General features: G+C 67.4%; 23 protein-coding genes. 17 read left to right on the forward strand and 6 right to left on the reverse strand.

Going from position 1 to position 25406, the window contains the following annotated elements:
* Positions 1-46: 46 nt before the first annotated feature.
* From ACVXZ4_RS03455 to ACVXZ4_RS03480, 6 genes are read left to right on the forward strand one after another with little or no spacing between them, the layout of a single operon-like run.
* Positions 47-1567 (forward strand): ABC transporter ATP-binding protein, encoded by a 1521-nt coding sequence (locus ACVXZ4_RS03455; RefSeq protein ID WP_461796842.1) that lies wholly within the window; start codon positions 47-49, stop codon positions 1565-1567.
* Entirely contained in the window at positions 1564-2859 is a 1296-nt protein-coding gene (locus ACVXZ4_RS03460; RefSeq protein ID WP_461796843.1) for an ABC transporter permease, read from the forward strand. The genes ACVXZ4_RS03455 and ACVXZ4_RS03460 overlap by 4 nt, the downstream gene beginning before the upstream one ends.
* Positions 2856-4151: an ABC transporter permease gene (locus ACVXZ4_RS03465; RefSeq protein ID WP_461796844.1), complete on the forward strand. Its 1296-nt coding sequence runs from the start codon at positions 2856-2858 to the stop codon at positions 4149-4151. The genes ACVXZ4_RS03460 and ACVXZ4_RS03465 overlap by 4 nt, the downstream gene beginning before the upstream one ends.
* Positions 4152-4153: 2 nt before the next feature.
* Positions 4154-4561 carry a cytidine deaminase gene (locus tag ACVXZ4_RS03470; protein ID WP_461797918.1) on the forward strand — a complete coding sequence of 136 codons (408 nt, stop codon included), beginning with the start codon at positions 4154-4156 and terminating at the stop codon, positions 4559-4561.
* Between the two features lie 36 nt (positions 4562-4597).
* Entirely contained in the window at positions 4598-5896 is a 1299-nt protein-coding gene (locus ACVXZ4_RS03475) for a thymidine phosphorylase (RefSeq protein WP_461796845.1), read from the forward strand.
* Entirely contained in the window at positions 5896-6189 is a 294-nt protein-coding gene (locus ACVXZ4_RS03480) for a hypothetical protein (protein WP_461796846.1), read from the forward strand. The genes ACVXZ4_RS03475 and ACVXZ4_RS03480 overlap by 1 nt, the downstream gene beginning before the upstream one ends.
* A 137-nt stretch (positions 6190-6326) precedes the next feature.
* Here the strand turns inward: ACVXZ4_RS03480 and uriH are convergent, their stop codons facing one another.
* Positions 6327-7274: a uridine-preferring nucleoside hydrolase UriH gene (uriH, locus tag ACVXZ4_RS03485; RefSeq protein WP_461796847.1), complete on the reverse strand. Its 948-nt coding sequence runs from the start codon at positions 7272-7274 to the stop codon at positions 6327-6329.
* A gap of 42 nt (positions 7275-7316) precedes the next feature.
* Between uriH and ACVXZ4_RS03490 the strand changes: the two genes are divergently transcribed.
* The 5 genes from ACVXZ4_RS03490 to ACVXZ4_RS03510 all read left to right on the forward strand — a co-directional run bounded on the left by ACVXZ4_RS03490 (position 7317) and on the right by ACVXZ4_RS03510 (position 11155).
* A complete protein-coding gene (locus ACVXZ4_RS03490) occupies positions 7317-8447 on the forward strand; it encodes an adenosine deaminase (RefSeq protein ID WP_461796848.1) in 1131 nt (376 codons plus the stop codon).
* Complete coding sequence (locus tag ACVXZ4_RS03495) at positions 8447-8893, forward strand: PTS sugar transporter subunit IIA (protein ID WP_461796849.1); 447 nt, start codon at positions 8447-8449, stop codon at positions 8891-8893. Before ACVXZ4_RS03490 ends, ACVXZ4_RS03495 begins: the two co-directional genes overlap by 1 nt.
* Positions 8890-9162 (forward strand): PTS sugar transporter subunit IIB, encoded by a 273-nt coding sequence (locus ACVXZ4_RS03500; RefSeq protein ID WP_461796850.1) that lies wholly within the window; start codon positions 8890-8892, stop codon positions 9160-9162. Before ACVXZ4_RS03495 ends, ACVXZ4_RS03500 begins: the two co-directional genes overlap by 4 nt.
* Positions 9163-9236: 74 nt before the next feature.
* On the forward strand, positions 9237-10415 hold the full coding sequence (locus ACVXZ4_RS03505; protein ID WP_461796851.1) for an adenosylhomocysteinase: 1179 nt from the start codon (positions 9237-9239) through the stop codon (positions 10413-10415).
* A 5-nt stretch (positions 10416-10420) separates the two neighbouring features.
* A complete protein-coding gene (locus ACVXZ4_RS03510; protein WP_461796852.1) occupies positions 10421-11155 on the forward strand; it encodes an IclR family transcriptional regulator in 735 nt (244 codons plus the stop codon).
* On the opposite strand, the gene ACVXZ4_RS03515 is transcribed toward ACVXZ4_RS03510, so the two are convergent.
* Together ACVXZ4_RS03515 and ACVXZ4_RS03520 are read right to left on the reverse strand one after the other, a co-directional pair.
* A complete protein-coding gene (locus tag ACVXZ4_RS03515; RefSeq protein ID WP_461796853.1) occupies positions 11135-12802 on the reverse strand; it encodes a phospho-sugar mutase in 1668 nt (555 codons plus the stop codon). The two genes, ACVXZ4_RS03510 and ACVXZ4_RS03515, sit on opposite strands and share 21 nt — an antisense overlap.
* The gene (locus ACVXZ4_RS03520; protein ID WP_461796854.1) at positions 12802-13623 is read right to left on the reverse strand and encodes a purine-nucleoside phosphorylase; all 822 of its coding nucleotides are present in this window, start codon (positions 13621-13623) and stop codon (positions 12802-12804) included. The genes ACVXZ4_RS03515 and ACVXZ4_RS03520 overlap by 1 nt, the downstream gene beginning before the upstream one ends.
* A 91-nt stretch (positions 13624-13714) precedes the next feature.
* Here ACVXZ4_RS03520 and ACVXZ4_RS03525 point away from each other — a divergent pair, with 91 nt between their 5' ends.
* Positions 13715-15151, forward strand: a complete 1437-nt coding sequence (locus tag ACVXZ4_RS03525) for an NAD(P)H-quinone dehydrogenase (protein ID WP_461796855.1) — start codon at positions 13715-13717, stop codon at positions 15149-15151.
* Positions 15152-15350: 199 nt separating this feature from the next.
* Positions 15351-16307, forward strand: coding sequence for a hypothetical protein (locus tag ACVXZ4_RS03530; RefSeq protein WP_461796856.1), 957 nt, complete (start codon positions 15351-15353; stop codon positions 16305-16307).
* A 149-nt stretch (positions 16308-16456) separates the two neighbouring features.
* Here the strand turns inward: ACVXZ4_RS03530 and ACVXZ4_RS03535 are convergent, their stop codons facing one another.
* Together ACVXZ4_RS03535 and ACVXZ4_RS03540 are read right to left on the reverse strand one after the other, a co-directional pair.
* Entirely contained in the window at positions 16457-18217 is a 1761-nt protein-coding gene (locus ACVXZ4_RS03535; protein ID WP_461796857.1) for an acetyl/propionyl/methylcrotonyl-CoA carboxylase subunit alpha, read from the reverse strand.
* A gap of 87 nt (positions 18218-18304) precedes the next feature.
* A complete protein-coding gene (locus tag ACVXZ4_RS03540; RefSeq protein ID WP_461797919.1) occupies positions 18305-18916 on the reverse strand; it encodes a Maf family protein in 612 nt (203 codons plus the stop codon).
* 65 nt (positions 18917-18981) lie between these two features.
* Between ACVXZ4_RS03540 and ACVXZ4_RS03545 the strand changes: the two genes are divergently transcribed.
* Positions 18982-20256: a class I SAM-dependent RNA methyltransferase gene (locus ACVXZ4_RS03545; RefSeq protein WP_461796858.1), complete on the forward strand. Its 1275-nt coding sequence runs from the start codon at positions 18982-18984 to the stop codon at positions 20254-20256.
* A 14-nt stretch (positions 20257-20270) separates the two neighbouring features.
* Here ACVXZ4_RS03545 and ACVXZ4_RS03550 read toward each other — a convergent pair whose 3' ends face one another.
* A complete protein-coding gene (locus ACVXZ4_RS03550; RefSeq protein WP_461796859.1) occupies positions 20271-22172 on the reverse strand; it encodes a DUF2207 domain-containing protein in 1902 nt (633 codons plus the stop codon).
* 108 nt (positions 22173-22280) lie between these two features.
* Between ACVXZ4_RS03550 and ACVXZ4_RS03555 the strand changes: the two genes are divergently transcribed.
* The 3 genes from ACVXZ4_RS03555 (at position 22281) to ACVXZ4_RS03565 (ending at position 25313) form a co-directional block, all read left to right on the forward strand.
* On the forward strand, positions 22281-22985 hold the full coding sequence (locus tag ACVXZ4_RS03555) for a response regulator transcription factor (protein WP_461796860.1): 705 nt from the start codon (positions 22281-22283) through the stop codon (positions 22983-22985).
* Between the two features lie 76 nt (positions 22986-23061).
* Complete coding sequence (locus tag ACVXZ4_RS03560) at positions 23062-24267, forward strand: ATP-binding protein (RefSeq protein ID WP_461796861.1); 1206 nt, start codon at positions 23062-23064, stop codon at positions 24265-24267.
* Positions 24264-25313 carry a hypothetical protein gene (locus ACVXZ4_RS03565; RefSeq protein WP_461796862.1) on the forward strand — a complete coding sequence of 350 codons (1050 nt, stop codon included), beginning with the start codon at positions 24264-24266 and terminating at the stop codon, positions 25311-25313. Before ACVXZ4_RS03560 ends, ACVXZ4_RS03565 begins: the two co-directional genes overlap by 4 nt.
* Positions 25314-25406: the final 93 nt, after the last annotated feature.

Genomic DNA, 25406 nt, shown 5'->3' on the forward strand with positions numbered 1-25406 from the left:
ACTGGTGGCTACAACCCCCGCAACGTTGCCGGATAGATTGGGACGCATGAAGCTCGAACTCCGTGGGATCACCAAGAGATTTGGTGCCCTTGTGGCCAACGATCACATCAACCTCGTCGTCGAACCGGGGGAGATCCACTGCCTCCTCGGTGAGAACGGTGCCGGCAAATCCACCCTGATGAACGTGCTCTACGGGCTGTACCAGGCCGAAGAGGGCGAGATCCTGCTCGACGATGTCGTGCAGCACTTCGCTGGCCCGGGAGACGCGATGGCCGCCGGCATCGGAATGGTGCACCAGCACTTCATGCTCATCCCCGTCTTCACCGTGGCCGAGAACGTGATGCTCGGGCACGAGCAGACCTCCTTCGGCGGCCGGCTCGACCTCGCCGCGGCGCGCGAGCAGGTGCGCCAGATCTCGAGCCGGTTCGGATTCGACGTCGATCCGGACGCCCTGGTCGACGACCTCCCCGTCGGGGTCCAGCAGCGGGTGGAGATCATCAAGGCCCTCTCCCGCGATGCCAAGGTGCTCGTCTTCGACGAACCGACCGCGGTGCTCACCCCGCAAGAGACGGATGAGCTGATGGTGATCATGAGACAGCTCAAGGCCGCGGGCACCTCCATCGTCTTCATCACCCACAAGCTGCGCGAGGTGCGCGAGGTCGCCGACCGGATCACCGTCATCAGGCTCGGCAAGGTGGTGGGTGAGGCATCCCCCACCGCCACCAATACGGAACTGGCGTCGCTCATGGTCGGTCGGCCCGTGGAACTCACGGTGCAGAAGGGCCCGGAGAAGCCCGGCGACGCCGCCCTCGTGATCAGCCACCTGTCGGTGATCGATCACCGCGGCCAGCTCGTGGTCAACGACGTGAGCTTCGAGGTGAAGTCGGGCGAGATCCTCGCGATCGCCGGGGTGCAGGGCAACGGCCAGACCGAACTCACCGAAGCGATCATGGGTCTCCAGCCCCGGGTCACCGGATCCATTGTGCTCGACGGCACGGAACTGCGTCGCGAATCGACAAAGAAGGTCCTCGACTCGGGGGTCGGTTTCGTTCCGGAGGACCGCGGAGAAGACGGACTCATCGCCGAGTTCACCATCGCCGAGAACCTCATGCTCGACCGTTCTGACGGGGCTCCGTTCGTGCGGGCGGGTTCGCTCCAGCTCGGCGATCTCGCGGAGTTCGCCGAGCAGAAGATCGTGGAGTTCGACATCCGCACCCAGGGCATCGGCACCCATGCCGGCAAACTCTCCGGGGGCAACCAGCAGAAGGTCGTTCTCGCCCGCGAGCTGAGTCGAGATCTCCGGCTCTTCGTGGCGGCCCAACCCACCAGGGGACTGGATGTCGGCTCGATCGAGTTCGTGCACACGCGGATCGTCGCCACGCGCGATGCGGGCACCGCGGTGATCGTCGTTTCGACCGAGCTCGACGAGGTCGTCGCGCTCGCAGACCGCATCGCCGTGATGTACCGGGGCGGGATAGTGGGAATCGTGCCAGGGAACACCCCCCGTGAAGTGCTCGGACTCATGATGGCGGGCGAGCTGCCCGGAACGGCGGAGGTGGCGGCATGACCGACTCGCAGGAGCCCACCCCGGTCGGGCAGCCGACTCCCGGCTCCGCGTCCCAGACCGCATCGCCCGTCGAAGGCACCTCACGCTTTTCCGGCGTGCTGCGGGAGATCACCACCGGCAATGCCGTGATCTCTGTTCTGGCCGTGGTGCTCGCGCTGGTTGCCGGGGGCATTCTCATCGCCCTGACGGACCCGGGCGTCAAGACGGCATCCGGCTACTTCTTCTCCCGCCCCACCGACACGCTGCAGGCGATCTGGACCGCTGTCTCCGGCGCGTACACCGCGCTGTTCCAGGGGTCGATCTACAACTTCGGCCGACCAGACTTCGCCAGCGGAATCAAGCCGTTCACCGAGACCCTGGCCTTCGCGACGCCGCTCATCGCGGCCGGACTCGGGGTGGCACTCGCCTTTCGAGTGGGCCTGTTCAACATCGGCGGGCGTGGGCAGATGCTCATCGCCGCGGCGGCCGCCGGCTGGGTCGGGTTCTCGTTCGACATGCCCTTCCCCCTCCATCTCATCGTGGCGTTGCTCGCGGGGATCGCGGGCGGTGCGATCTGGGGCGGCATCGTCGGTCTGCTCAAGGCTCGCACCGGCGCGAACGAGGTGATCGTCACGATCATGCTCAACTACGTGGCGTACTACCTCCTCGCCTACATGCTTCGCACGCCGGGCCTCCTTCAGGCCAAGGGGTCGAGCAATCCGAAATCGCCGGCGATGAAGCCCTCCGCGATCTTCCCCGACCTGCTTGGACCGAACTACAACCTCACAATCGGGTTCATTCTCGTGATCATCGTGACGGTGCTCGTTTGGTACCTTCTCAACAGGTCGAGCCTCGGCTTCAAGTTCCGGGCTATCGGCGAGAATCCCCATGCCGCGCGTGTCGCCGGCATCGACGTGAAGAACATGTACGTCTACGCGATGCTCATCTCGGGTGGGCTCATCGGCCTCGCCGGAGCGAACCAGGTGCAGGGCGCCATCACCACGGGATTCGGATCGGGCATCGATGCCGGCATCGGATTCGATGCCATCACCGTCGCGCTCCTCGGGCGGTCGAGGCCGTGGGGAGTCTTCGTGGCCGGCATCCTGTTCGGTGCGTTCAAGGCGGGGGGATTCACCATGCAGGCCTCCCAGGGAATCCCGATCGAGATCGTGTCGGTCGTACAGTCGCTCATCGTGCTCTTCATCGCGGCTCCTCCGCTGGTGCGAGCGGTCTTCCGCCTGCCGAAACCGTCGGGCATCCCGAGAACCCGAACGTCGAAGATCTCCGGCAAGAAGGCTGTGGTGACCAAATGACCACCGTGACAGGCAAGCAGGGCGCTCCGAGCAGCGCCCCCCTCACGCTCGAGTCGGCTGTGGTGAAAAGCTGGAAGGCGCCCATCGCGCTGGGTTTCTTCGCGGTGCTGGCTCTCGTGCTCTTCGGCGTCTTCGGCCGGTCGGGCACCAGCACCTTCCGGCTGTCCACCGACACCGACTTCTTCCAGATCCCTCCCATCCCCGTCGATGCCCGCCCTGCCTCGATCGTCACGTCAGTGCTGTTGCTGCTCATCGCCGGATGGGCGGCGTGGCTCGCGCAGCATGCGCGGAAAGTTCCGCTGTGGCTCACCGCCGTCTTCGCGGTGCTGTTCCTGTTCACATTCCTGGTCTGGGCATCCGCGGGCCTTCGGTCGATCCCGGTGGCCGGCCTGCTGGTCGGCGCGGTCGGCCTCAGCGTGCCACTGATCTTCGGAGCGCTCGGCGGCGTGATCTCGGAGCGGGTCGGTGTTGTCAATGTGGCCATCGAGGGCCAACTGCTCGCCGGTGCCTTCGTCTCGGCTCTCGTCGCATCCGCCACCCGTCTTCCGCTTCTCGGATTGCTTGCAGCCATGGTCGCCGGCATGTTGGTGTCTTTCGTGCTCGCAGCCTTCTCGATCAAGTACTTCGTCGACCAGGTGATCGTCGGTGTCGTCCTCAACGTGCTCGTCACCGGGCTCACGAGCTTCCTGTACACGACGCTGTTGAGCCCCAACCAGACGACTCTTAATTCCCCGGAGCGGTTCCAGCGCATCAACATCCCGCTGCTCAGCGAGATCCCGATCATCGGACCGACGCTCTTTCGGCAGACGATCATCATCTATTTCATGTACGTCGCGGTCTTCGCCGTCTGGTACGCGCTCTTCCACACCAAGTGGGGACTTCGGCTCCGATCCTCGGGGGAAAACCCGCAGGCGGCGGACACCGTCGGCATCAACGTCAACCGCACCCGCTTCTGGAACGTCTCCCTCGCCGGAGCCATCGCCGGGTTCGGTGGAGCGTACTTCACTCTCGGGTCGGTCGGCAGCTTCAGCAAGGAGATGACGGCCGGCGCCGGGTTCATCGCCCTCGCGGCGGTGATCTTCGGCCGCTGGGATCCGATCCGGGCAACCCTCGCCGCCCTTCTGTTCGGGTTCGCGACAAACCTCCAGAGCGTGCTGTCTGCCATCGGCTCCCCGGTGCCGAGCGAATTCATGCTGATGCTCCCCTACGTGATCACCATCTTCGCCGTCGCCGGGCTCGTCGGTTCTGTACGACCACCCGCCGCATCGGGCAAAGCGTACGTGAAGGGCTGATGATGTCGGATGTCGACTGGGAGGCTCTGCGACTCGTCGCGAACGAGGCGAATACCCATGCCTATGCGCCGTACTCGAAATTCCCGGTAGGAGTCGCCGCGATCGTCGACGACGGCCGGATCATCTCCGGGGCGAACGTGGAGAACGCGTCCTACGGGCTCACCCTCTGTGCAGAATGCGCACTGGTCTCTTCCTTGCATATGACCGGCGGCGGACGCCTCGTGGCGTTCACCTGCGTCGACGGCCACGGCAACATCCTGATGCCCTGTGGCCGGTGTCGGCAGCTGCTCTATGAACATTCCGCTCCCGGCATGCTTCTCGAGACTGTCTCCGGCGTGAAGACCATCGACGAAGTGATCCCGGATGCCTTCGGCCCGCGTCAGCTCGCCGAGTACCGCGACGCGGACTGATACCTTTCTTCCACCCTCCCTGATCGGACTCCCACCATGGCCATCGAAGCCTTCGACGTCGTCGACCTCATCCACACCAAGCGCGACAGAGGGGTGCTCTCGACCGAGCAGATCCGCTGGATCGTCGACGCGTACACCCGCGGCTACGTCGCCGACGAGCAGATGGCGGCGATGGCGATGGCCATCTTCCTCAACGGCATGGAGCGTCGTGAGATCCGCGATCTCACTCTCGCGATGATCGCCTCCGGCGAGACGATGGATTTCTCCGGGCTCTCGAAGAAGACCACCGACAAGCACTCCACCGGCGGCGTCGGAGACAAGATCACCCTTCCGCTCGCCCCCCTCGTGGCCTCCTTCGGTGTCGCGGTACCCCAGCTCTCCGGCCGTGGGCTTGGCCACACCGGCGGCACGCTCGACAAGCTCGAGTCGATCCCCGGTTGGCAGGCGAACATCTCCGGGGATCGCATGCGGCAGATCCTCGACGAGGTCGGCGCCGTGGTCTGTGCGGCCGGGTCGGGTCTCGCGCCCGCCGATGGCAAGCTCTACGCGCTTCGGGACATCACCGGCACCGTCGAGTCGATCCCGCTCATCGCCTCGTCGATCATGTCCAAGAAGATCGCCGAGGGCACCGCAGCCCTCGTGCTCGACGTGAAGTTCGGCTCGGGGGCCTTTCTCAAGGACATCGCCCAGTCGCGCGAACTCGCCAAGACGATGGTCGCTCTCGGTGAGGATGCCGGAGTGGCGACATCCGCACTGCTCACCAACATGAACGTGCCGCTCGGCCGCGCGATCGGCAACGCCAACGAGGTGCGGGAGTCCGTCGAGGTGCTCGCCGGAGGCGGCCCGTCCGATGTCGTCGCCCTTACGGTCGCGCTGGCACGGGAGATGCTGCGGCACGCCGGCCAGCCCGATGCGGATGTCGAGGCCGCCCTCGCCGACGGGCGCGCGATGGACAGCTGGAACCGCATGATCCGCGCTCAAGGGGGAGATCCGACTGCCGCACTGCCGGTGGCTCGAGAAACCCACGTGGTGACGGCCGACCGGGATGGCGTGCTCGTCGAGCAGCAGGCGCTTCCCTTCGGTGTCGCGGCCTGGCGGCTCGGTGCGGGGCGCGCCCGGAAGCAGGATCCGGTGCAGCACGCCGCCGGCATCGACCTGCTCGCGAAGCCGGGCGACCGGGTGACGGCCGGCCAGCCGCTCTTCACCCTCAGCGCCGACGAGCCGGAGAGATTCGCTCGCGCGCTCGAAGCACTGGAGGGCGCGTACCGTGTCGGGGAGGCGGGCGACCAGATCCTCGATGGTGGCCCGCTCATCGCCGAACGGATTGGAGCCTGATGTCCCGCCGAAGAGAACGCATCGACTGGATGTTCCGCAGCCGCGAGACCGGCAGGATCACCATCGGTCAGCCCGCCAACCTCGAGCAGCGCGTCTTCTCCGGCGCAACACTCGTCGGTGTGCTGCTTCCCCCGTCGAAACTGCGCACGGGGGTTGGCGTCGTGGCGGTGCTCGCGCTGCTGGTCTGGGCGGCCGACGAGATCGCCCGGGGAGTGAACCCTTTCCGCCGCATCATGGGTGGGGTGGCGCTCGGGGGGCTCGCCTGGCTCGCCATCCGCCGGCCGCGCGCCTGAGGCATCCGCTCGCCCGTCCCTCGTGGCCCATCCCCCTCCCGTTTTTACGACCACAACGCTGTTTGCAGCGCGAAGTGGTCGCAAAAACGGGAGGTGGTAGGGCGGCTCGCCGGCGGCGGCTCGCCGGCGGCGGCTCGCTACTGGGGCGGATCGCCGATGCGCTCGAGGGCGTCCACGATGAGGGCCCAGAATCGGGCGTGGTCGAGGCCGGTCGCGGCATGGGTGGTGCAGTCATCAGGCGCCACGGAACGGAAGTCGGCGACGGTCATCCCGAGGGTCAGGCTGCCGGTGAGCTCGATGTCGAGGGGCACCCGCACCACGGTCATCACGCTCGGGTCGATCACGAGGGCCACGGCGCAGGGATCGTGAACGGGCGGATGCTCGAAGCCCTGGGCCTCCCGGTAGGTGCTGCCGAAGAACTCCAGCAGTTCGACCACGAAGCGGGCAGGCGCCGTGTCGACGGCGGCGATGGCCGCGACGACGTCCGGGGTGGCCAGGGCCTGGTGCGTGACATCCAGTCCGACCATCGTGAGCTTCCAGCTCTCGTTGAAGACGATGTGGGCGGCCTCGGGATCGATCACGATGTTGAACTCCGCCGCGGCGCTCCAGTTGCCGCCGTGGTAGCCGCCGCCCATCAGCACGACCTCCTTGACGAGAGCCGCGATGCGCGGTTCCTTGCGCACGGCGAGGGCGATGTTGGTGAGCGCGCCGGTGGGCACGAGGGTGATCGTCTGGGGAGGGGACGACAGGATCGTGTCGATGATGAGATCGACGGCGTGGCGCGGATCCGGCTCGAACGAGGGCGAGGGCAGCACCGGGCCATCCAACCCGGATTCGCCGTGGATCGAATCGGCCACTTCGGCGGCTCGCACGAGCGGACGGTGGGCCCCGGCGGCGAACGGGATGCCCGTGATCCCGGCGATCCGGGCCACGGCCAGTGCGTTGCGTGTCACCTTCTCGATCGTCTGGTTGCCGTGAACGGTCGTCACCGCCACGAGCTCGATCTCGGGATTGCCGTGTGCCAGAATCAGCGCGATCGCATCGTCGTGCCCGGGGTCGCAATCCAGAATGATCTTGTTCGCCATTGGGTCAGGTTAGCGGCCGGTCGCACCCGATAGATTTGGGGCATGACCCCCTCAGACTTCTTCATGCCCGGTGGCGGCGCGAACATCACCGCGCTCCCCAAGATCTCGCTCCACGACCACCTCGACGGCGGACTCCGCCCCCAGTCGATCATCGAACTCGCCGGCGAGATCGGGTTCGACCTTCCCCAAACGAACGGAGCGCAGACGGATGCCGCGGCGCTCGGTGACTGGTTCGCCGAGAAGTCGGACTCCGGCTCCCTCGTCGAGTACCTCAAGACCTTCGACATCACCACGGCCGTGATGCAGACGAAGGAGGGTCTCACCCGCGTCGCCCGCGAGTTCGTCGAGGACCTGGCTGCCGACGGCGTGATCTACGGCGAGATCCGCTGGGCCCCGGAGCAGCATCTCGCGCGCGGCCTCACGCTCGATGAGACCGTCGAGGCGGTACAGGAGGGCATCGAGGATGGCATCGACTCCGTGAGCCGAGCGGGCCGGAGCATCCGGATCGGCCAGCTCGTCACGGCGATGCGGCACGCCGATCGAGCGCTCGAGATCGCCGAACTGGCCGTGCGCCACCGCAACGGTGGAGTCGTCGGCTTCGACATCGCGGGAGCCGAGGCGGGGTTCCCCGCCGGCAACCACCGCGACGCCTTCGACTTCCTTGCCACGCACTACTTCCCCACGACGGTCCACGCCGGCGAGGCCGACGGCCTTGAGAGCATCCGGGGGGCGCTCTTCGACGGTCGCGCGTTGCGCCTCGGCCACGGGGTGCGTCTCGCGGAGGACATCACGGTCGACCGCTCGGACGACGAGAACACCTACGTGGAGCTCGGGCGTCTGTCGCAGTGGGTGAAGGATCGCGAGATCGCACTCGAGCTGAGCCCGTCGTCGAATCTGCAGACCGGCGCGATCGCGCAGTGGGGCGACGAACTGATCGACCATCCCTTCGACCTGCTGTACCAGCTCGGCTTCCGTGTCACGGTCAACACCGATAATCGCCTGATGAGCCGTACCTCGCTCAGCCGCGAGCTCGCGCTGCTCGCCGAGACCTTCGACTATGACCTGACCGACCTCGAGGTGTTCCAGTTGAACGCGGCCGGATCGAGCTTCCTCCCCTTCGAGGAGCGCGAAGAGCTGGCCGACCAGATCAGCGCCGGGTTCGAGCGAGCCTGATGGCGCTACCCATACTCGCCGAGTCGGCGATCATCGTCGGAGCCGAAGCCGAGGACTGGCGCGCCGCGGTGAGACTGGCGGGCCGGGCGCTCACGGCGTCCGGTGCGACCAAGCCGGGCTACGCCGACGAGATGATCCGCATGATCGACGAGCACGGTCCCTACGTCGTGATCGCACCGGGACTTGCGCTCGCGCACGCCCGGCCCGGTCCCGACGTACTGGCCGACGGGCTCGCGGTCGTGACCCTCGCCACGCCGGTGTCGTTCGGGCATCCGCACAACGATCCGGTGAGTGTGGTGCTCGGCCTCGCCATCAAGTCGGCGGATGCGCACATCGAGACGGTGGCGGAGCTCGCCAACGTCTTCAACGACTCCAGCGCGATCTCTCGTCTCGCGTCCGCGTCGAGCGTGGACGAAGTGTTGGACATCATGGGGAGGGCATCGTGAAGATCGTCGCCATCTGCGGGGCAGGGATCGGAAGCTCCGGCATCCTCAAGGTCAACGCCGAACGCGTGCTCAAGCGCCTCGGCCTGGAGGCGGACGTGACGGCCGCCCACCTCGCGAGCCTCAGCACGGATGCCGCGGATGCCCAGGTCATCCTCACCTCCGCCGAATTCGTGGATGCAATCGGCCCGACGAACGCCGACGTGATCGTGATCGAGAACTATTTCGACACTGAGGAGTTGGCACGGAAGCTGGAAGCGGCACTCGGCTAACCTTTCATATATGAAAGTAACGTTTACTGGCGTACACTCGGCAGGGTCGATTCCGACCGGGTAAAGGAATGATCATGTCCAGTGAGCTTGTGGAACGGGGCCGGCAGCGGCTCGAATGGATCCGATCGCGGATGAGCCTGCTCGCCGCGGCGCGCGAGGAGTTCGAGGCCAGCCTGCCCTTCGCCGGGCGGCGGATCGGGGTGGCGATCCACCTCGACCCGAAGACCGCCGTGCTGCTCGAGGTGCTCGCCGCCGGCGGTGCCGAAGTGATCGCCACCGGCAACCACGGTTCCACCCAGGACGACATGGTCGCCGTGCTGCGGGAGCAGGGCCTCGTGGTCTTCGGCCGACGGGACGACTCCATCGAGCAGCACCGCGCGAACGTGGCGAGCGTGCTCGATGCGAAGCCGGACATGATCCTCGACAACGGCGCCGACCTCATCGCCGGAGTGGTCGAGCGTGGAGTGGCCGAGCATATCGTCGGAGCCACCGAGGAGACGACGTCCGGTGCCGACCGCCTCCGCGGCGAACTGCAGGGAAGCCTCCCCTTCCCGGTGATCGTGATCAACGACAGTCCGCTCAAGGCCATCGGCGAGAACCGCCACGCGGTCGGGCAGTCGGTGGTCGAGAGCCTGATGAGGATCACCGGTCTCATGGTGCCCGGCCGTCGGTTCGTGGTCGTCGGGTACGGCTGGTGCGGCCGGGGTATCGCCCAGTACCTTCGCGCACTCGGCGGGAGGGTCGCGATCGCAGAGGTCGACGATCTCAAGGCCTTCGAGGCAGCGCTGGACGGCTACAGGGTGGCCCCGATCGGGGAGCTCGCGGGGTGGGCACAGACGATCGTGACGGCCACGGGCCGCCCGGGCGTGCTCGGCCCGTCCGAGTTCGCGCTGCTCGAATCCGGCACGGTGCTTGCCAACAGCGGGCACTTCGACTGGGAGATCGACGTGCCGGCCCTCACGGCATCCGCCAGCCGGATCGTGCCGGTGGATGATGCCATCGAGCGGGTCGAGTTCGCGGATGGGCGCCACGTGGTGCTGCTCGCCGGTGGCCGCATGGTCAACCTGGCCGGCCGCGACCCCCGCGGCAACTCCCTCGAATCGATGGATCTCGGTTTTCTCCTCCAGGCGCTGTCCCTCGAACGGATCGCCCGATCCGCCGCCGACCTGCCCGACGGTGCCCAGCCCGTACCCGACGACCTCAACCGCCTGATCGCCAGGCGGATGGTCGCGGCGATGTCCTCGTCCCGGTGAGCGCGGTGTCCACACCTGGACCCGACTACTCGGTTCCGGCCCTCGATAAGGGCCTGGATATCCTCGAACTCCTCGCGGGGCGATCCGGTGGGCTCAGCCAGGCCGCGATCGCCGATGCGGTCGGTCGGTCGGTCGGTCAGGTCTTCCGGGTGCTCCAGACGCTCGAGGCCCGGGGGTACCTGGTGCGCGAGGAGCAGTCCGGCCTCTATGGACTGTCGATGCAACTCTTCGCACTCGCCCATCGGCAGGAGCCTCTTCGCGGCCTCGAGGCGGCAGCACTCCCCGCGATGCGGGCGCTGGTGGATGACGTGCAGCAGTCATGCAACCTCGGCGTGCTCGCGGCGGGCCGGGTGCTCGTGCTCGCCCAAATCGAGAGCCCGGCGAACTTCGGATTCCGCGTGAGAGTCGGCTCGGAATTCCCGATCGATGGCACGGCGACCGGAGCGGTCTTGCTGGCGTTCTCCGATCCGGCTGCAGTGCAACCGTGGCTGGCCGGTCTTTCCACGCCGACTCGCGCGCGGATCGACCGCATCCACGCCCGAGGTTTCGAGCGGGCGGACGACAGCCTCCAACCCGGGATCACCGACATCGTCTTCCCGGTCTTCGGGCGCGCCGGCACGGCAGTCGCCGCTCTCACCGTCCCCTACGTCGCCACGAGCTTCAGCGCCGCCAAGACCCAGGCGGTCGAGGATCGGGCGCGGAAAGCGGCCGGGGCGATCTCAGGCGCGCTGGGCCAGTAGCTCGCGCATTCCGGACTCGAGTCGATCGACGGTGCCCTGTGCCGCGGCCTGCCGATGCGCCGCGGTGCCCTCGACACTGGATGCGTCGATGTACACCTTGACCTTCGGTTCGGTGCCGCTCGGGCGCACGATCACACGCGAGCCGTCGTCGAGCTGATAGCGCAGGATGTCGCTGGCCGGCAGCCCGGCGAAGCCCGCCGAGAAGTCATCGACCCGACTGACGGCCGTCGAGCCGATCCGGTCGGGCGGCGTCTGCCTCAGCGCGGCCATCAGGCGCGGGATGTCCGCAAGGTCGGTAACCCTGATCGACACCTGGGCAGAGGCGAACGCACCGAACCGCTCGGCGAAGTCGGTGAGGTGGTCTGTCACTGTGCGGCCCGCATGCTTCAGGTCGGCGACGAGGCCGAGGAACTCGACCGCCGCGGAGATGCCGTCCTTGTCGCGCACCTTCCCCGGGTCGACGAGATATCCGAGGGCTTCCTCGAACCCGTAGGACAGGCCGGGGACCCGGGATACCCACTTGAACCCGGTGAGCGTGTCGACGTAAGTGAGGCCGTACTGCCGGGCGATCTCCGCGAGCGCGGGGGACGACACGATCGACGCGGCGAGCGTGCCGGGGGTGCCGGCCGCGGCGAGTCGCTCAGCCGCACGCCACCCGAGCAAGGCGCCGACCTGGTTGCCGCTGAGGCGGTGCCACTCGCCGTCCACGTCGGGGATGCCGATGGCCAGGCGGTCGGCATCCGGATCGTTCGCGATCACGAGTTCGGCATCCGCGGTGATGGCCGTGTCGAACGCGAGGTCCATCGCGCCGGGTTCTTCGGGGTTGGGGAAGGCGACGGTGGGGAACGCGGCATCCGGCTCGATCTGCGCTGCGACGACGGTGGGAGCGCCGAATCCCGCCTCGACGAACACCCGATGGGCGGTCTCCCAGCCCACGCCGTGCATGGCCGTGTAGACGAAGCGGGGCGGAGTGCCCGGATGCCCGGCGAGAGCGGCGGTTCGGCGCACGTATTCGTCGATCACCCGCTCGTCGGCGAGCTCGTAGTCCGTGGAGCGGGGAAGCTCGAGCACGCTCTGCGAGGCCGCGACCTCCAGGATGTGCGCCGCGATCTCGCCATCGAGCGGCGGGACGATCTGTGACCCCTCGTCGGAATCGCCGAGGTACACCTTGTAGCCGTTGTCAGCGGGGGGATTATGGCTCGCCGTGACCATCACCCCGGCGCTCACGTCCAGCTCGCGCACGGCGAACGCCAGCACGGGAGTGGGCAACAGGCGGGGGAGCAGCACCGCGCGCACACCGGCGCCGGCCATCAGCTCGGCGGTGTCGGTGGCGAAGACCTGGGAGTTCTTGCGGCCGTCGTAGCCGATGACAATGCTCGGGGTGCCACCCCTTGCCGTGAGGAAACGTGCGAAACCCGCGGCAGCCTGGGCGACGAGCACCCGGTTCATGCGGTTGGATCCGGCCTCTATCCGGCCGCGAAGGCCGGCCGTACCGAACTCGAGCCTGGTGTCGAAACGGTCGTGGAGTTGGGCGAGGGCATCCGCCACCCCGGCCCCGGCGGATGCCAGTAGGGCATCCAGCTCCGCCCGTGTCTCGTCATCGGGATCCTGGTCGCGCCAGGCCCGGGCGGCGTCGATCACGGACACTACAACTCCTCCACAATGCGGGCGAGCAGGGCGGAGATCACGGGTTCGGCATCCCGGCCGGCCTCGAGCACCTCGGCGTGGCTCAATGGAGTCTTCTGGATGCCCGCAGCGAGGTTGGTGATCAATGACAGTCCGAGGATCTCCATTCCGGCCTGGCGCGCCGCGATGGCTTCGAGAGCGGTGGACATCCCGACGATGTGCCCGCCGATGATCTTGGCCATCTGCACCTCCGCCGGAGTTTCGTAGTGCGGGCCGCGGAACTGCGTGTACACGCCCTCATCCAGACTCGGATCGACGGCCTTCGCGATGGCCCGCAGGCGCGCACTGTAGAGGTCCGTGAGGTCGATGAACGTCGCACCCTCCAACGGTGAGTCCGCCGTCAGGTTGATGTGGTCGCTGATCAGCACCGGAGTGCCCGGCTTCCAGGTCTCGCGGATGCCGCCGGCACCGTTCGTGAGGATCATGATCTTCGCACCGGTGGCAGCCGCAGTCCTCACGCTGTGGACGACACGCCGCACCCCGTGGTTCTCGTAATAGTGTGTGCGCGCACCGATGATGAGCGCGTTCCGACCGTCGGAGAGGCGGATCGACCGGAGAGTGCCGACGTGCCCTTCGAGCGCGGGCTTCGAGAACCCGGTGATCTCCGCCGCCGGGATCGTGGCGGTGGTCTCGCCGATGAGGTCGGCGGCCTTGCCCCAGCCGCTCCCGAGGGTGAGGGCGATGTCGTGGTGATCGACACCCGTGCGCTCGGCGATCTCGGCCGCTGCGATCGCAGCGATCTCGAAGGGGTCGGCAGCGGTGTCGTCGAGAGGATTCGGCATCCGTCCAGCCTATGGGAGAGACGCCGATCCTCGATCGATTGCCGAGAGCCGTGATTGGCGGCGCCGCCGCTGTCTACGGGAGAATGGGCGCATGGCCTATGAATTCGAGCGCAAGCAACGCATCGCTGTCGTCGGGGGTGGCCCGGGGGGGTACGAGGCGGCGCTCACCGGAGCCCAGATGGGTGCAGAGGTCACCGTCGTCGAGCGCGTCGGTGTCGGCGGATCGGCGGTGCTCACCGACGTGGTTCCCTCGAAGACCCTCATCGCCACCGCCGAGGCAGCGAACGCCATCGGCGAGGCCGCAGACCTCGGCGTGCAATTCTTCGTGCGAGGCGACTCCGGCCGACCGGTTCGTCCGGAGGTCACGGTCAACCTCGCGGCCGTGAACCAGCGACTGCTGCGGCTGGCCCGCCAACAGTCCGAGGACATGAAGTCGCAGCTCATCAAGGCCGGCGTCACCGTGATCCAGGGCGACGGTCGGCTCGACGGTCCCAACCGCGTGATCGTGTCGACCGGCAAGGGCAAGACGAGCACCGACTTCGACGAGATCAATGCGGACACCATCGTCGTCTCGGTCGGCGCGAGTCCGCGCATCCTCCCCTCGGCGATTCCCGACGGCGAGCGAATTTTCACCTGGACCCAGCTCTACACCCTCAAGGAGACGCCCGAGCACCTGATCGTGGTCGGATCCGGTGTGACCGGTGCCGAATTCGCCTCCGCCTTCACGGCGCTCGGCTCGAAGGTGACCCTCATCTCCTCCCGCGACCAGGTTCTGCCGGGAGAAGATGCCGACGCCGCCCGGGTCATCGAAGACGTCTTCAAGCGCAACGGGATGACCGTGCTCTCCAAGTCCCGCGCCGATTCGATCGTGCGGACGACGGATGGAGTGGTCGCCACGCTCTCGGACGGCCGCACGGTCGAGGGCAGCCACTGCCTCATGGCCGTCGGCTCGGTGCCGAACACCGCCGGTATCGGACTCGAGGAGGCGGGAGTGCAGCTCACCGATTCCGGCCACATCCGCGTCAACCGGGTGGCGCGCACCTCGATGCCGTCCATCTACGCGGCCGGCGACTGCTCGGACTTCCTGCCGCTGGCATCCGTCGCCTCCATGCAGGGTCGCACGGCTGTGTTCCATGCGATGGGCGATGCCGTGAACCCCACCGAGCTGCGCAACGTCACCTCGAACATCTTCACGCAGCCCGAGATCGCGACCGTCGGGTGGTCGCAGAAGCAGATCGAGGACGGGATCGCGCAGGGAGTGATCTATAAGCTGCCGCTGGCATCCAACCCGCGCGCGAAGATGATGGGCATCAAGGACGGCTTCGTCAAGCTGTTCGCCCGCACCGGATCGGGTACCGTCATCGGCGGTGTTATCGTCGCACCCCGGGCATCCGAGCTCATTCTGCCGATCGCGATCGCCGTAGAACACCGTCTCACTGTCGACCAGGTCGCCCGGGCCTTCGCCGTCTACCCCTCCCTCTCGGACAGCATCACGGATGCCGCCCGCGCGATGCACATCGTCAACTGACCCTGCCGCCTCCCGCCCACCCTTCGCCACTCGACCGCCTCCCGTTTTTACGACCACCGCCGTGTGCGCGGTCGTTGGCGGTTGCAAAAACGCGGGGTGGTCGGGACGACTGCTTCTTCACAAGCATCAGCGGATGGATGTTGTCCACGGAACGAGTGAATTCACCTCGGGCGGCTGACCCAGCATCCACGCTCACGGGATGACCACCTTAATCGAAGCCGAGTGGCGCAGTCCCTTCCTGCTGTCGCGAGAACAGGTTGCTGCAACCGATAAGGCCGCACTCCTCGCCCGCGCGAGGAGCGGCGATCTCGTGCGACTCTTTCCCGGCATCTATGCGAAATCGGAACTGTGGATATCGCTGGATCGCGACGCGCAATACCGGCTGAGAATCGAGGCAGTTGCGCTCGCAACCGACAAGGATTTCGTCGTATCCCACGAGTCGGCGGCTTCGCTCTGGCGCTTGCCGCGCATCGGCGCCTGGCCGACGAGAGTTCACATTCTCGAGAGAGCCGGCGGCGCCGGTCGGGTCAATTCGAAGGTGGTCCGGCATCCGGTCGGGTTGCCGCGGCAGGCGGTGAGGCTCGACGGCATCCGGGCGACGGATCTCGCGCGCACGTCGGTGGACGTCGCAGCGACAAACTCCTTCGTCGAAGGTGTCGTCACCCTCGACGCTGCGCTGAGGCGCACCCTGCATCCGACGGGCGGAGTACCGAGAACGTTCCTGACACTCGAAGATCTCGCCGTCGAGCTTCAGCGGATCCCGCTCACGCATGGCCGAGCAAAGGCGAGTCGGGCCATCGATTTCGCCGACGGGCGTGCTGATCGGCCGGGCGAGTCGATGAGTCGTGTCTCGATGTCGATCGCCGGTATCACCGCTCCGCAATTGCAGGTCGAACTGCAGGGAGCCAGTGGTCGCTGGTACGTCGTCGACTTCTGGTGGCCCGAGTTCGGGCACGTCGGGGAATTCGATGGTCGCTTCAAATACTCCGATCCCGAGTTCCTTCGCGGACGCACTCCGCAGCAGGCGCTGCTCGACGAGAAGAAACGCGAAGACGACCTCCGCGCAGGCGGGCGGGGCATGAGCCGGTGGACCTGGGAGGTGGCACTCTCTCCCCAGCGACTTCGGCAGCTGCTGAATTCTGCCGGAGTGCGCTGACACCACCACCACCTACCGTTTTTGCGACCACCCACTCGTCACAACAGGGGAGTGGTCGTAAAAACGGGAGGCGGTGCGGCCCAGTAGAACGGGAGGCGGTGCGGCCCAGTAGAACGGGAGGGGGAGCGGCAGGAGGGGAGCCGCCAGGGTCAGGAGGTGATGTCGAGGAGCAGGTAACCCGAAGAGACGGTCTCGCCGACGGCGGCGTTCACATTGGCGATGACGCCGTCCTTGTGGGCGGCGATGGGCTGCTCCATCTTCATCGCCTCGAGCACGAGGATGAGGTCGCCCTTCACCACGGAGTCGCCCTCGGCGACGGCGAGCTTCACGATCGTGGCCTGCATCGGCGCCTTCACCGAGTCGCCGGTGGCGGTCACGACGGCCCCGGCGCCCCCGCGACGCTTGGGAGCCGCACCGAGTGTTGCGGATGCGCCCCCGGATGCCGCGGCGAGTCGCGCCGGAAGCGACACCTCGATGCGCTTGCCGTCGACTTCCACGACGATGGTGTTCCGAGCCGGGGCGGAGGCCGCGTCGGCGAGGGATCCGCTCCACGGCTCGATGTCGTTGACGAAATCGGTCTCGATCCAGCGGGTGTAGATGGAGAACGGCGACGAGGTGAAGGCCGGGTCGCGCACGATCTTGCGGTGGAACGGCAGCACGGTGGGGAGGCCGGCGATCTCGAACTCGTCGAGCGCGCGGCGGGAGCGCTCGAGGGCGTCTTCGCGCGACGAGCCGGTGACGATGAGCTTGGCGAGTAGCGAGTCGAACGCTCCGCTGATCACATCGCCGGTGGTCACCCCGCTGTCGACACGGACTCCCGGTCCGCCGGGGAACCGCAGCGCCTGCACGGGGCCGGGAGCGGGGAAGAAGTTGCGTCCGGGGTCTTCGCCGTTGATACGGAACTCGAAGGAGTGCCCTTCGGCGACCGGGTCGTCGTAGTCGAGCGCGCCGCCCTCGGCGAGGCGGAACTGCTCGCGAACGAGGTCGATGCCGGTCACCTCTTCGGAGACGGGATGCTCCACTTGGAGCCGCGTGTTCACCTCGAGGAAGGAGATGGTGCCGTCTTTTGCGACGAGGAATTCGCAGGTGCCGGCGCCGAGGTACCCGACCTCCTGGAGGATGGCCTTCGATGCCGAGTAGAGCAGGGCGTTCTGTTCGTCCGTGAGAAAGGGCGCGGGCGCCTCCTCGACGAGCTTCTGGTGTCGGCGCTGCAGGGAGCAGTCGCGGGTGGAGATCACGACGACCTTGCCGAAAGCGTCGGCGAGGCACTGCGTCTCGACGTGCCGGGGCTGGTCGAGGTATTTCTCGACGAAGCACTCTCCGCGGCCGAAGGCAGCGATGGCCTCCCGGGTCGCAGACTCGAACAGTTCGGGGATCTCCTCGCGGGTGCGCGCGACCTTGAGGCCGCGGCCGCCTCCACCGAAGGCCGCTTTGATCGCCACCGGGAGACCGTGGATGTCGACGAAGTCGAGGACCTCTTGCGCGCCGGAGACCGGATTGAGGGTTCCGGGGGCGAGAGGTGCGCCGACCTTCTCGGCGATGTGGCGGGCAGAGACCTTGTCCCCGAGCTTCTCGATGGCATCCGGGGACGGGCCGATCCAGGTGAGCCCGGCGTCGATGACCGCACGGGCGAACTCGGCGTTCTCGGCCAGGAAGCCATAGCCGGGGTGCACGGCATCCGCTCCGGCGCGGCGGGCGATCGACAGCACCTTGTCGATGCGCAGGTAGGTGTCGGCGCTCGTTGCCCCGTCGAGTGCGTAGGCCTCGTCTGCGAGCTTGACGTGGCGGGCATCCCGATCCTGGTCGGCGTAGACGGCCACCGAGGTGATTCCCGAGTCCTTTGCGGCCCGGATGACTCGAACGGCGATTTCGCCGCGATTGGCGACCAGGACCTTCGTGATGCGGGACATAGTCCTTTAGCCTATGGGGCGCAGACTGGCGCCCTTTGGTGGTGGGCTACAAAAATGACGGTCGACTCAGTGACGGGTTCCACAAGGTCACCGGTTCCACAGCGATGGCCACCGCACGTCGAAACGAAGCAAGAGCGACCTCAGGGTCGACAGCGACAGGCCCACGACGGCGTGCGGGTCGCCGTCGACCGCCGTGATGAAAGGCGCTCCGAGGCTGTCGATGGTGAAGGCACCCGCGACTTCCAGCGGCTCGCCGGTGGCGATGTAGGCATCGATCTCTTCGTCGGAGATGTCGGGGGCGAAGGTCACCCCGGCGGTCGCGACATCGCCGACCGCGCCACGGGCGACTCCGCCGCGGTGATCGATCAGCCAATGGCCGGAATGGAGGTGGCCGGTGCGGCCGCGCTGCAGCATCCAGCGTTCGCGTGCGACGGTGGGGAGGTGCGGCTTTCCATAGACGGTGCCGTCGAGCTCGAACACAGAGTCGCCGCCGAGCACGAATCCGTCGACGTCGGCACCGAGCACCGCTGATGCCTTGAGCCTGGCAAGCAGGAGCACCATCTCGACCGGGGTGAGTGGGCCTGCGGCCTCGACAGCGGCATCCTCGTCGACGTGGGACGGGACGACGACCGGCTCGATTCCCGCAGCCCGAAGGGTGGCCAGCCGGGCCGGCGAGGTCGACGCCAGGTACAGGCGCACGGGGGAGTGTGGGGAGTCGGGGCGGGGTGAATCGGGCACAGCGCCTCCTGTGGCAAGCTCGAGGGATGGGTGAATTGCTGGGCGCAGAGGTCGAGATCGACGTAACAAATGTAGCCCACGGGGGTGTCTCGGTGGCCAGGCACGACGGCCGCGTGATCTTCGTGAGCGACGCGATTCCCGGCGAGCGCGTGCTCGCACGGATCACGGATGACTCGAAGAAATCCTTCTGGCGCGCCGAGACGCTGGCGGTGGTGACGGCATCCGAACACCGCCGACCGCACATCTGGTCTGCGGCATCCATCGATCGCGCACCGCACGAGCGTGCCGGCGGCGCGGAGTTCGGACACATCGAGATCGGGCACCAGCGCGAACTCAAGCGACAGGTGCTCGCCGACTCGCTCAGCCGCATGGCCGGCATAGACAGCGACGTCACGGTCGATGCGATCCCCGGCGAAGCGGACGGCACCGGATGGCGCACCCGCCTGCGGCTGCATGTCGCCGCTGATGGCACGCCGGGCCCGTATGCCGCCCGGTCGCACCACGTCGTGGCGGTCACCGACCTGCCACTTGCCACCCCGGAGGTCGCGGCGATCACGCCCCTCGACGAGAAGTTCCCCGGATTCGACCATGTGGACGTGGTCGTGCCGAGCGCCGGAAATCCGTTCGTGCTCACCGGCAACACCCCCAAGCCCAGTCGGGAACGGGGGAAGGGCGAGAAGGCCGAACGACCGAAACCGCAGCGCATCGTCGAGAGGGTCGGCGACCGCGAGTTCCGACTGGATGCCCGCGGCTTCTGGCAGGTGCACCGCCACGCCGCCGAGACCCTCACGCTCGCCGTGCAGGAGGCGATCGATGCGAGCCTGTTCGATCCGCGCGCCGCCAACCTCGACCTCTATGGCGGTGTCGGGCTCCTCGCCGCCGCGGTCGGGGATCGTTTCGGTAACCACCTGCGCATCACCACCGTCGAGAGTGACCCGCTCGCGACGGACCACGCGGCAGAGAACCTCTCGGAGTGGGTGGGTGCGGCCGCCGTCACCGCCCGTGTCGACAACTTCCTGCGCAATCTGCGGTCCACCGCGAGCCCGGCGGAGCGCATCCGTCTCGGCGCGGGAACGGTGATCCTCGATCCCCCTCGCGCGGGAGCAGGCAAGGGGGTCGTCGACGAGTTGCTCACTCTCGATCCCGCGCAGGTCGTCTATGTCGCCTGCGACCCGATGGCGCTGGCCCGGGATGTCGCGCTGTTCGCCGCGGGAGGCTACGCGCTCACGCGTGTGCGGGCGTTCGACCTCTTCCCCAACACGCACCATGTGGAAGCGGTCGCGACCCTCACGAAGGCCTAGTCATCCGCCGGCGGCTACCAGCTTCCGCCTCCTCCTCCGCCACCTCCGCCACCGCTGAAACCGCCGCCGCCCGAGAACCCCGAACTTCCGCTCGATGACGGGGTGGAGGTCATCGAACTGTTCGCGACCTCGCTGAAGCTCGACACCGCGGCTCCGATCGATGCGATGGACGCGATCGATCCGGCGAGATAGCCGGAGGAGAAGCCGGAGTTGCCCACGTACCAGTCCGGCTGCGCAGTGAAGCGGCCCTGGGCGGCGAGTTCGGAGAAGACCCGGGCCCAGCGGTCCGCTTCGCCGAAGACGATCGCCCAGGGCATGTAGCGGCTGAAGACATCCTCGGTCTCGTCGAAGCGGATGCGGTCTGCCTCTGCCGTCGCGATGTACTGGCGGAATCCTTCGATCTGCAGGTAGAACGCGTGGCCGGTGGCGCTGCGCCGTGCCGCGCGGGCCGACGACCCCATCGCGAGAGCGGCCCCGACGAACCCGCCCACCGGGATCAGGAACCAGGCTTCCTGCACGAAGCTCATCGCGATGAACAGCACGATCGACCCGGCGAAGATGCCTCCGATCAGCGGATGCACCCTGGTGAGTTTGTCGACGAAATACTTGCGGCTCTCGATCCAGGCGTCCAGCGAGGCGACGATGGTGCGCATCTCGGACGCGAAGGTGTTGTTGAGGGTGGAGAGCGCCACCGAGGTGCCGTGTCCCTTGAAGAGCTTGGCGAGGAGGAGCTGCTCATGGGGCAGAAGCGACGGCTCGGCGGCGTACCGCGCCGTCCGGGCCTCCGCACGCTCGGGGGTGGCCACGATGAGGTAGTCCTTGGCTTTGCGGCGGTTGCCGCCCTCGACCTCTTCGATGCGCACATACCCCCGCACTGCAAGGTCCACGAGGGTCGCCGTGATGTCCACGGTCTTGCGCTTCTTCACCAGGACGGTGTTTGCCGCGCCGACAGGGAATCCGGTGGGCGGCGCGTAGTAGACGACTATCGTCTCGTCGCGTGGCGCCGGTCCGGTCGGAGCGGTGGCCGGGTCATCCGGGATCACGCCGGGCGTCACGCCCACGAACTCCCGGTCGCGCCGACGCGCGACCACCAGCAGGCCGAACAGGGCCGGGATGCCGCCGGCCAGGGCGAGCCCGACGCCCCAGTTGCCTGGGCTCCAGAACGGGTCGGGGCCATCGTTCGACCCGGTCGTGATGATCGGCGAGCCGGATTGCATCGGCGGCTCGAGTACTGCATCGGTCGCCGCGAAGGTGCCCGCCGGGAAGCCGGCATCGATGGTGACTCCGCCCTGCTCGACCAGGTCGCTCGCCGTGAATGTTGCACGCGTGCCCTCCATCGTCGCGGCGCCGCACGGGGCGGTCGATCCGTTCACCCCGGAGAAACACGCGACGCGACTCACTGCGGCCGGACCGGTGACGGTGACTTTCGCCCGACTGATCGGCACGTCCCAATAGGTGCCGGTCGCGTTCCAGTAGAACTCGTCGAGGGTCGTGCCGTCGTCCTGCGTCGTGCGGTTGAGCGCGCCGACGATGTCGTAGCTGAGGCGGTAGACCTGCGTTCCGCTCACCGTCTCGTGCGCATTGCCGACCCGGATATGCAACGAGTACTGCTCCGAGGTGGAATAGAGCGCCGGCGCTCCGCTCGGGCTGGAGACGGCGAGGTTCGTGTAGCGGTAGACACGCTCTTGCCCGTCATCCGTGCTGAACCTCGTCGCGAGGTAGCGGTCGATGCCGTGCTTGCCCGACTGGCCCCCGAAGTCGTAGCGGATCGTCTCGACGGCGTGCACGGTGCCGCTCGGTTCGATGGTGTATTTGATCCCGAAGTCGGCGATGTGTTCGACGCCGGTCGTCGCCCCGGCGGAGCACCCCGTGAGCGCGAGAGCTGAGAGGGCGAGCCCCAGGATGATTTTCGACACACGCGCTCCCATGCGGCGACTCTAGCGCTCGGGGCGCTGCGCTGCCGGTACCATGGACACCGGGGGAATGACTGATTTTCAGCACCACGGGGGCAGACAGGATCAACGATGGCGCAGACCACAACAGAGCAATCCACACCCGCCGTACACCAGAGTGCTGTGCGGGTGTCGGTCGTAGACGACCATGAATCCGTTCGGCTCGGGCTTAAGGCGGCCTGTATCGATGCGGGCTTCGACTTCATCCTCGCCGCGGCATCGGTTCAGGAGTTCGTCGACAATCTCGACGGGCGCGAGAACGACGTCGTGGTGCTCGACCTGTCGCTCGGCGACGGCTCGACCGTCACCGAGAACGTGAAGCGGGTGCAGGCCACCGGATCCGCCGTGCTCATCCACTCGATCGCCGACCGGGTGGCCTCCGTTCGTGAGGCGCTCGCCGCCGGGGCGGCCGGGGTCATCCCCAAGTCGTCGGCGACGAAGACGGTGATGTCCGCCGTCGAGACCGTCGCGCGCGGCGAGGTACTGAACAACCTCGAGTGGGCGACCGCGATCGACGCGGACCGTGATTTCGCAAAGGCGCAGCTCGGGCGCCGGGAGCGCGAGATCCTGCATCTCTATGCCTCCGGCCTCCCTCTGAAGCTCGCAGCGCAGCAGCTCGGGATCGGCTACTCCACCGCCCGGGAATATCTGGATCGCATCCGCGTCAAGTACGTGGAGGTGGGTCGCCCCGCGCCCACCAAGGTCGACCTCCTCCGTCGCGCCGTGGAAGACGGCATCCTGCCGGGTCTCGACCCGGACGGTGGTGATGGCCGCTAAGGGAGGGTCGCCGCCGCCCGGATCGCTGGCCCGGCAACCACACAATCCGATCAGTCGACCGCAGATCGAGACTGTCGTGTCTCGCTCGGTGGCCATCTTCGGGTTGGTGTTCGGCCTGCAGGCCGTGCCCTCAGTGCTCCAACAACTGCCAGCAGCCCAGACGGTGTGGGCACTCATCTTCGGTGTGGGCATCTACGGGGGCATCGTCGCGACTCTCGTCGCCTCCTTCGTGAAGCGGTGGGTCCGGGGAGTCAACGCCTACGTGTCCTTCGCCTATCTGTTGGCGCTGGCGGGCTGGCCATTCGTCGTGGACGAACCTCTCTCCCTGTCGACCGAGCGACCCTGGCTCTGGCTGCTCTGCACCGTCGCGACGTCCACCGCAGCGATCGCCTTCACCACCTGGCAGGCGACTGCCTACCTCTTCGTGACCCCGGTCATCTACGGGATCGTGCGGATCACCCCCGCCGGTGGTGGCGCCACCATCCCGTCGGCGTCCCTTGACATGGCCTACGCCATCATTCTCGGTGGCGCGGTGCTGATCCTGATCACCCTTCTCCGCCAGGCGGCCGCCTCCGTCGACAACGCGCAGGGCACGGCCCTCGACCGGTACGCGCATGCCGTGCGACAGCATGCCACCGAAGTCGAGCGGGTGCAGGTGGACTCCATCGTCCACGACAGCGTGCTCACCACGCTGCTCTCGGCGGCACGGGCCTACACCCCGGAGGCCAAGGAGCTCGCCACCCGCATGGCTCGCAATGCGATGGGCCACCTCAAGGATGCCGCGGCCGCCTCACCGGACGACGACGCCACCGTCACTCTCCAGCAGCTTGCGCAGCGGATCACGGATTCCCTGTCGACCCTCTCCGGGCCCTTCGAGTTGCGAGCCGGCAGGGTCGGGTCCGGCAGCATCCCTGTGCAGTCTTCCGAGGCGGTGTACTCGGCGGCCATGCAGGCGATGGTCAACAGCCTGCAGCACGCCGGCGCCGGAGACGAGGTGCACCGTTGGCTCGTCGTCGAGGAGGCCGAGGGCGGAGGCATCCGGATCGGCATCGGCGACGACGGAGCGGGCTTCGCCTTCGACACCGTGCCGAGTGAGCGCCTCGGTCTTCGAGTCTCGATCATCGAGCGCGTCACCAGCGCCGGCGGGTCGGTCGAGGTCGATGCCGGCATCGATCGCGGTACCGTGATCTGGATCACCTGGCCGAGCATCGTCGTCGCGTCGGTCGAGGGCACCCGGCTCGACGGCGTCACTGCGGCCACGCGGGAAGGACAGCCCCTGTGATCGTCTCCGTTCCCCGGGTTCTCATCATCGGACTCGCCGCCATCTTCTCGGCCTATCACCTGTTGCTCGCATCCGTGTCGATCGATGTGCCCCGGCTCAAGGGGCCGTACATCGCCGCGATGGTGCTGTACGGCATCGCGACGGTGTTGAGCCTCATGCTGTCGCGCACCCAGCGCATGCCCACCTGGATAGCCGCGTTCGACGTGGCCGTCGCGGTTGTCGTGCCGCTGCTCGTAACGAGCCAGTTCGACGAGGCAGCAGCCAAAGGCACCTATGCGGCCTGGCACACGGCGGCCATCGGCACCCTGATGGTCATCACCTCCACCCGTCGGCGCCACACCTTCGCGTGGATCGGCACGGCCGCCCTCGTCGTGCAGACGGTGGCCTGGGCGGGACCGGGAGGGCTCGTCGCCTATGGAGTGATCGGCAGCGTCGGCTGGGTCGCCGTCTCCCATGCCCTCTCCCTGTCTCTCGCCAAGGCGGGCCGGGATACCCGGCAGTACGCCCTCGCCGAGCGCGAGGCGGTGGAGTGGCGAGCCGCCCAGGAGGCGCACGTCTCGGAGCGGCAGTTCCGACTCGGGCAGACGAGCCGCATGTCGCTGCCGATGCTGCGGCAGATCGTGGCGGTCGGGGGAGAGCTCACCGATGCCCAACGGCTGGAGTGCCTCTACCTCGAGGGTGCGATCCGCGACGAGATCCGCGGGCGCAAACTTCTCAACGACCGAGTCCGTGAGCAGATCATGATCGCGCGCCGCAACGGCACGACCGTCACCCTCCTGGACGAGGGAGGCATCGACGATCTCGCCGATGGCGATCTCGACCGTGTGCTCAATCGTCTCGCCGATGCGATCCGCGACACCCAGACCGGCAAGCTCATCGCCCGAACTGTGCCGGAGGGATCCGAGATCGCCGTGACCGTGGTCGGGCTGTCCTCCCTCGACGACGGACACTCGAGCGCGCTCGGCAGCCAGGGCATCGATGACGAAGAGGACCGGGTCGACCTCTGGCTCGAGATCCCCCGCACGGAAGTGCCTGCTACCGTCTGAGCCCCGCCACCGGCTGAGTCCTGCCGCGGGCTGAGCCCTGCCCGGCGGGGAGTCCGTTTCTGGCGGGTCGCGCGATTCATCCTTGGCGTGATC

It is taken from the genome of Lacisediminihabitans sp. FW035 (genome assembly GCF_054880895.1).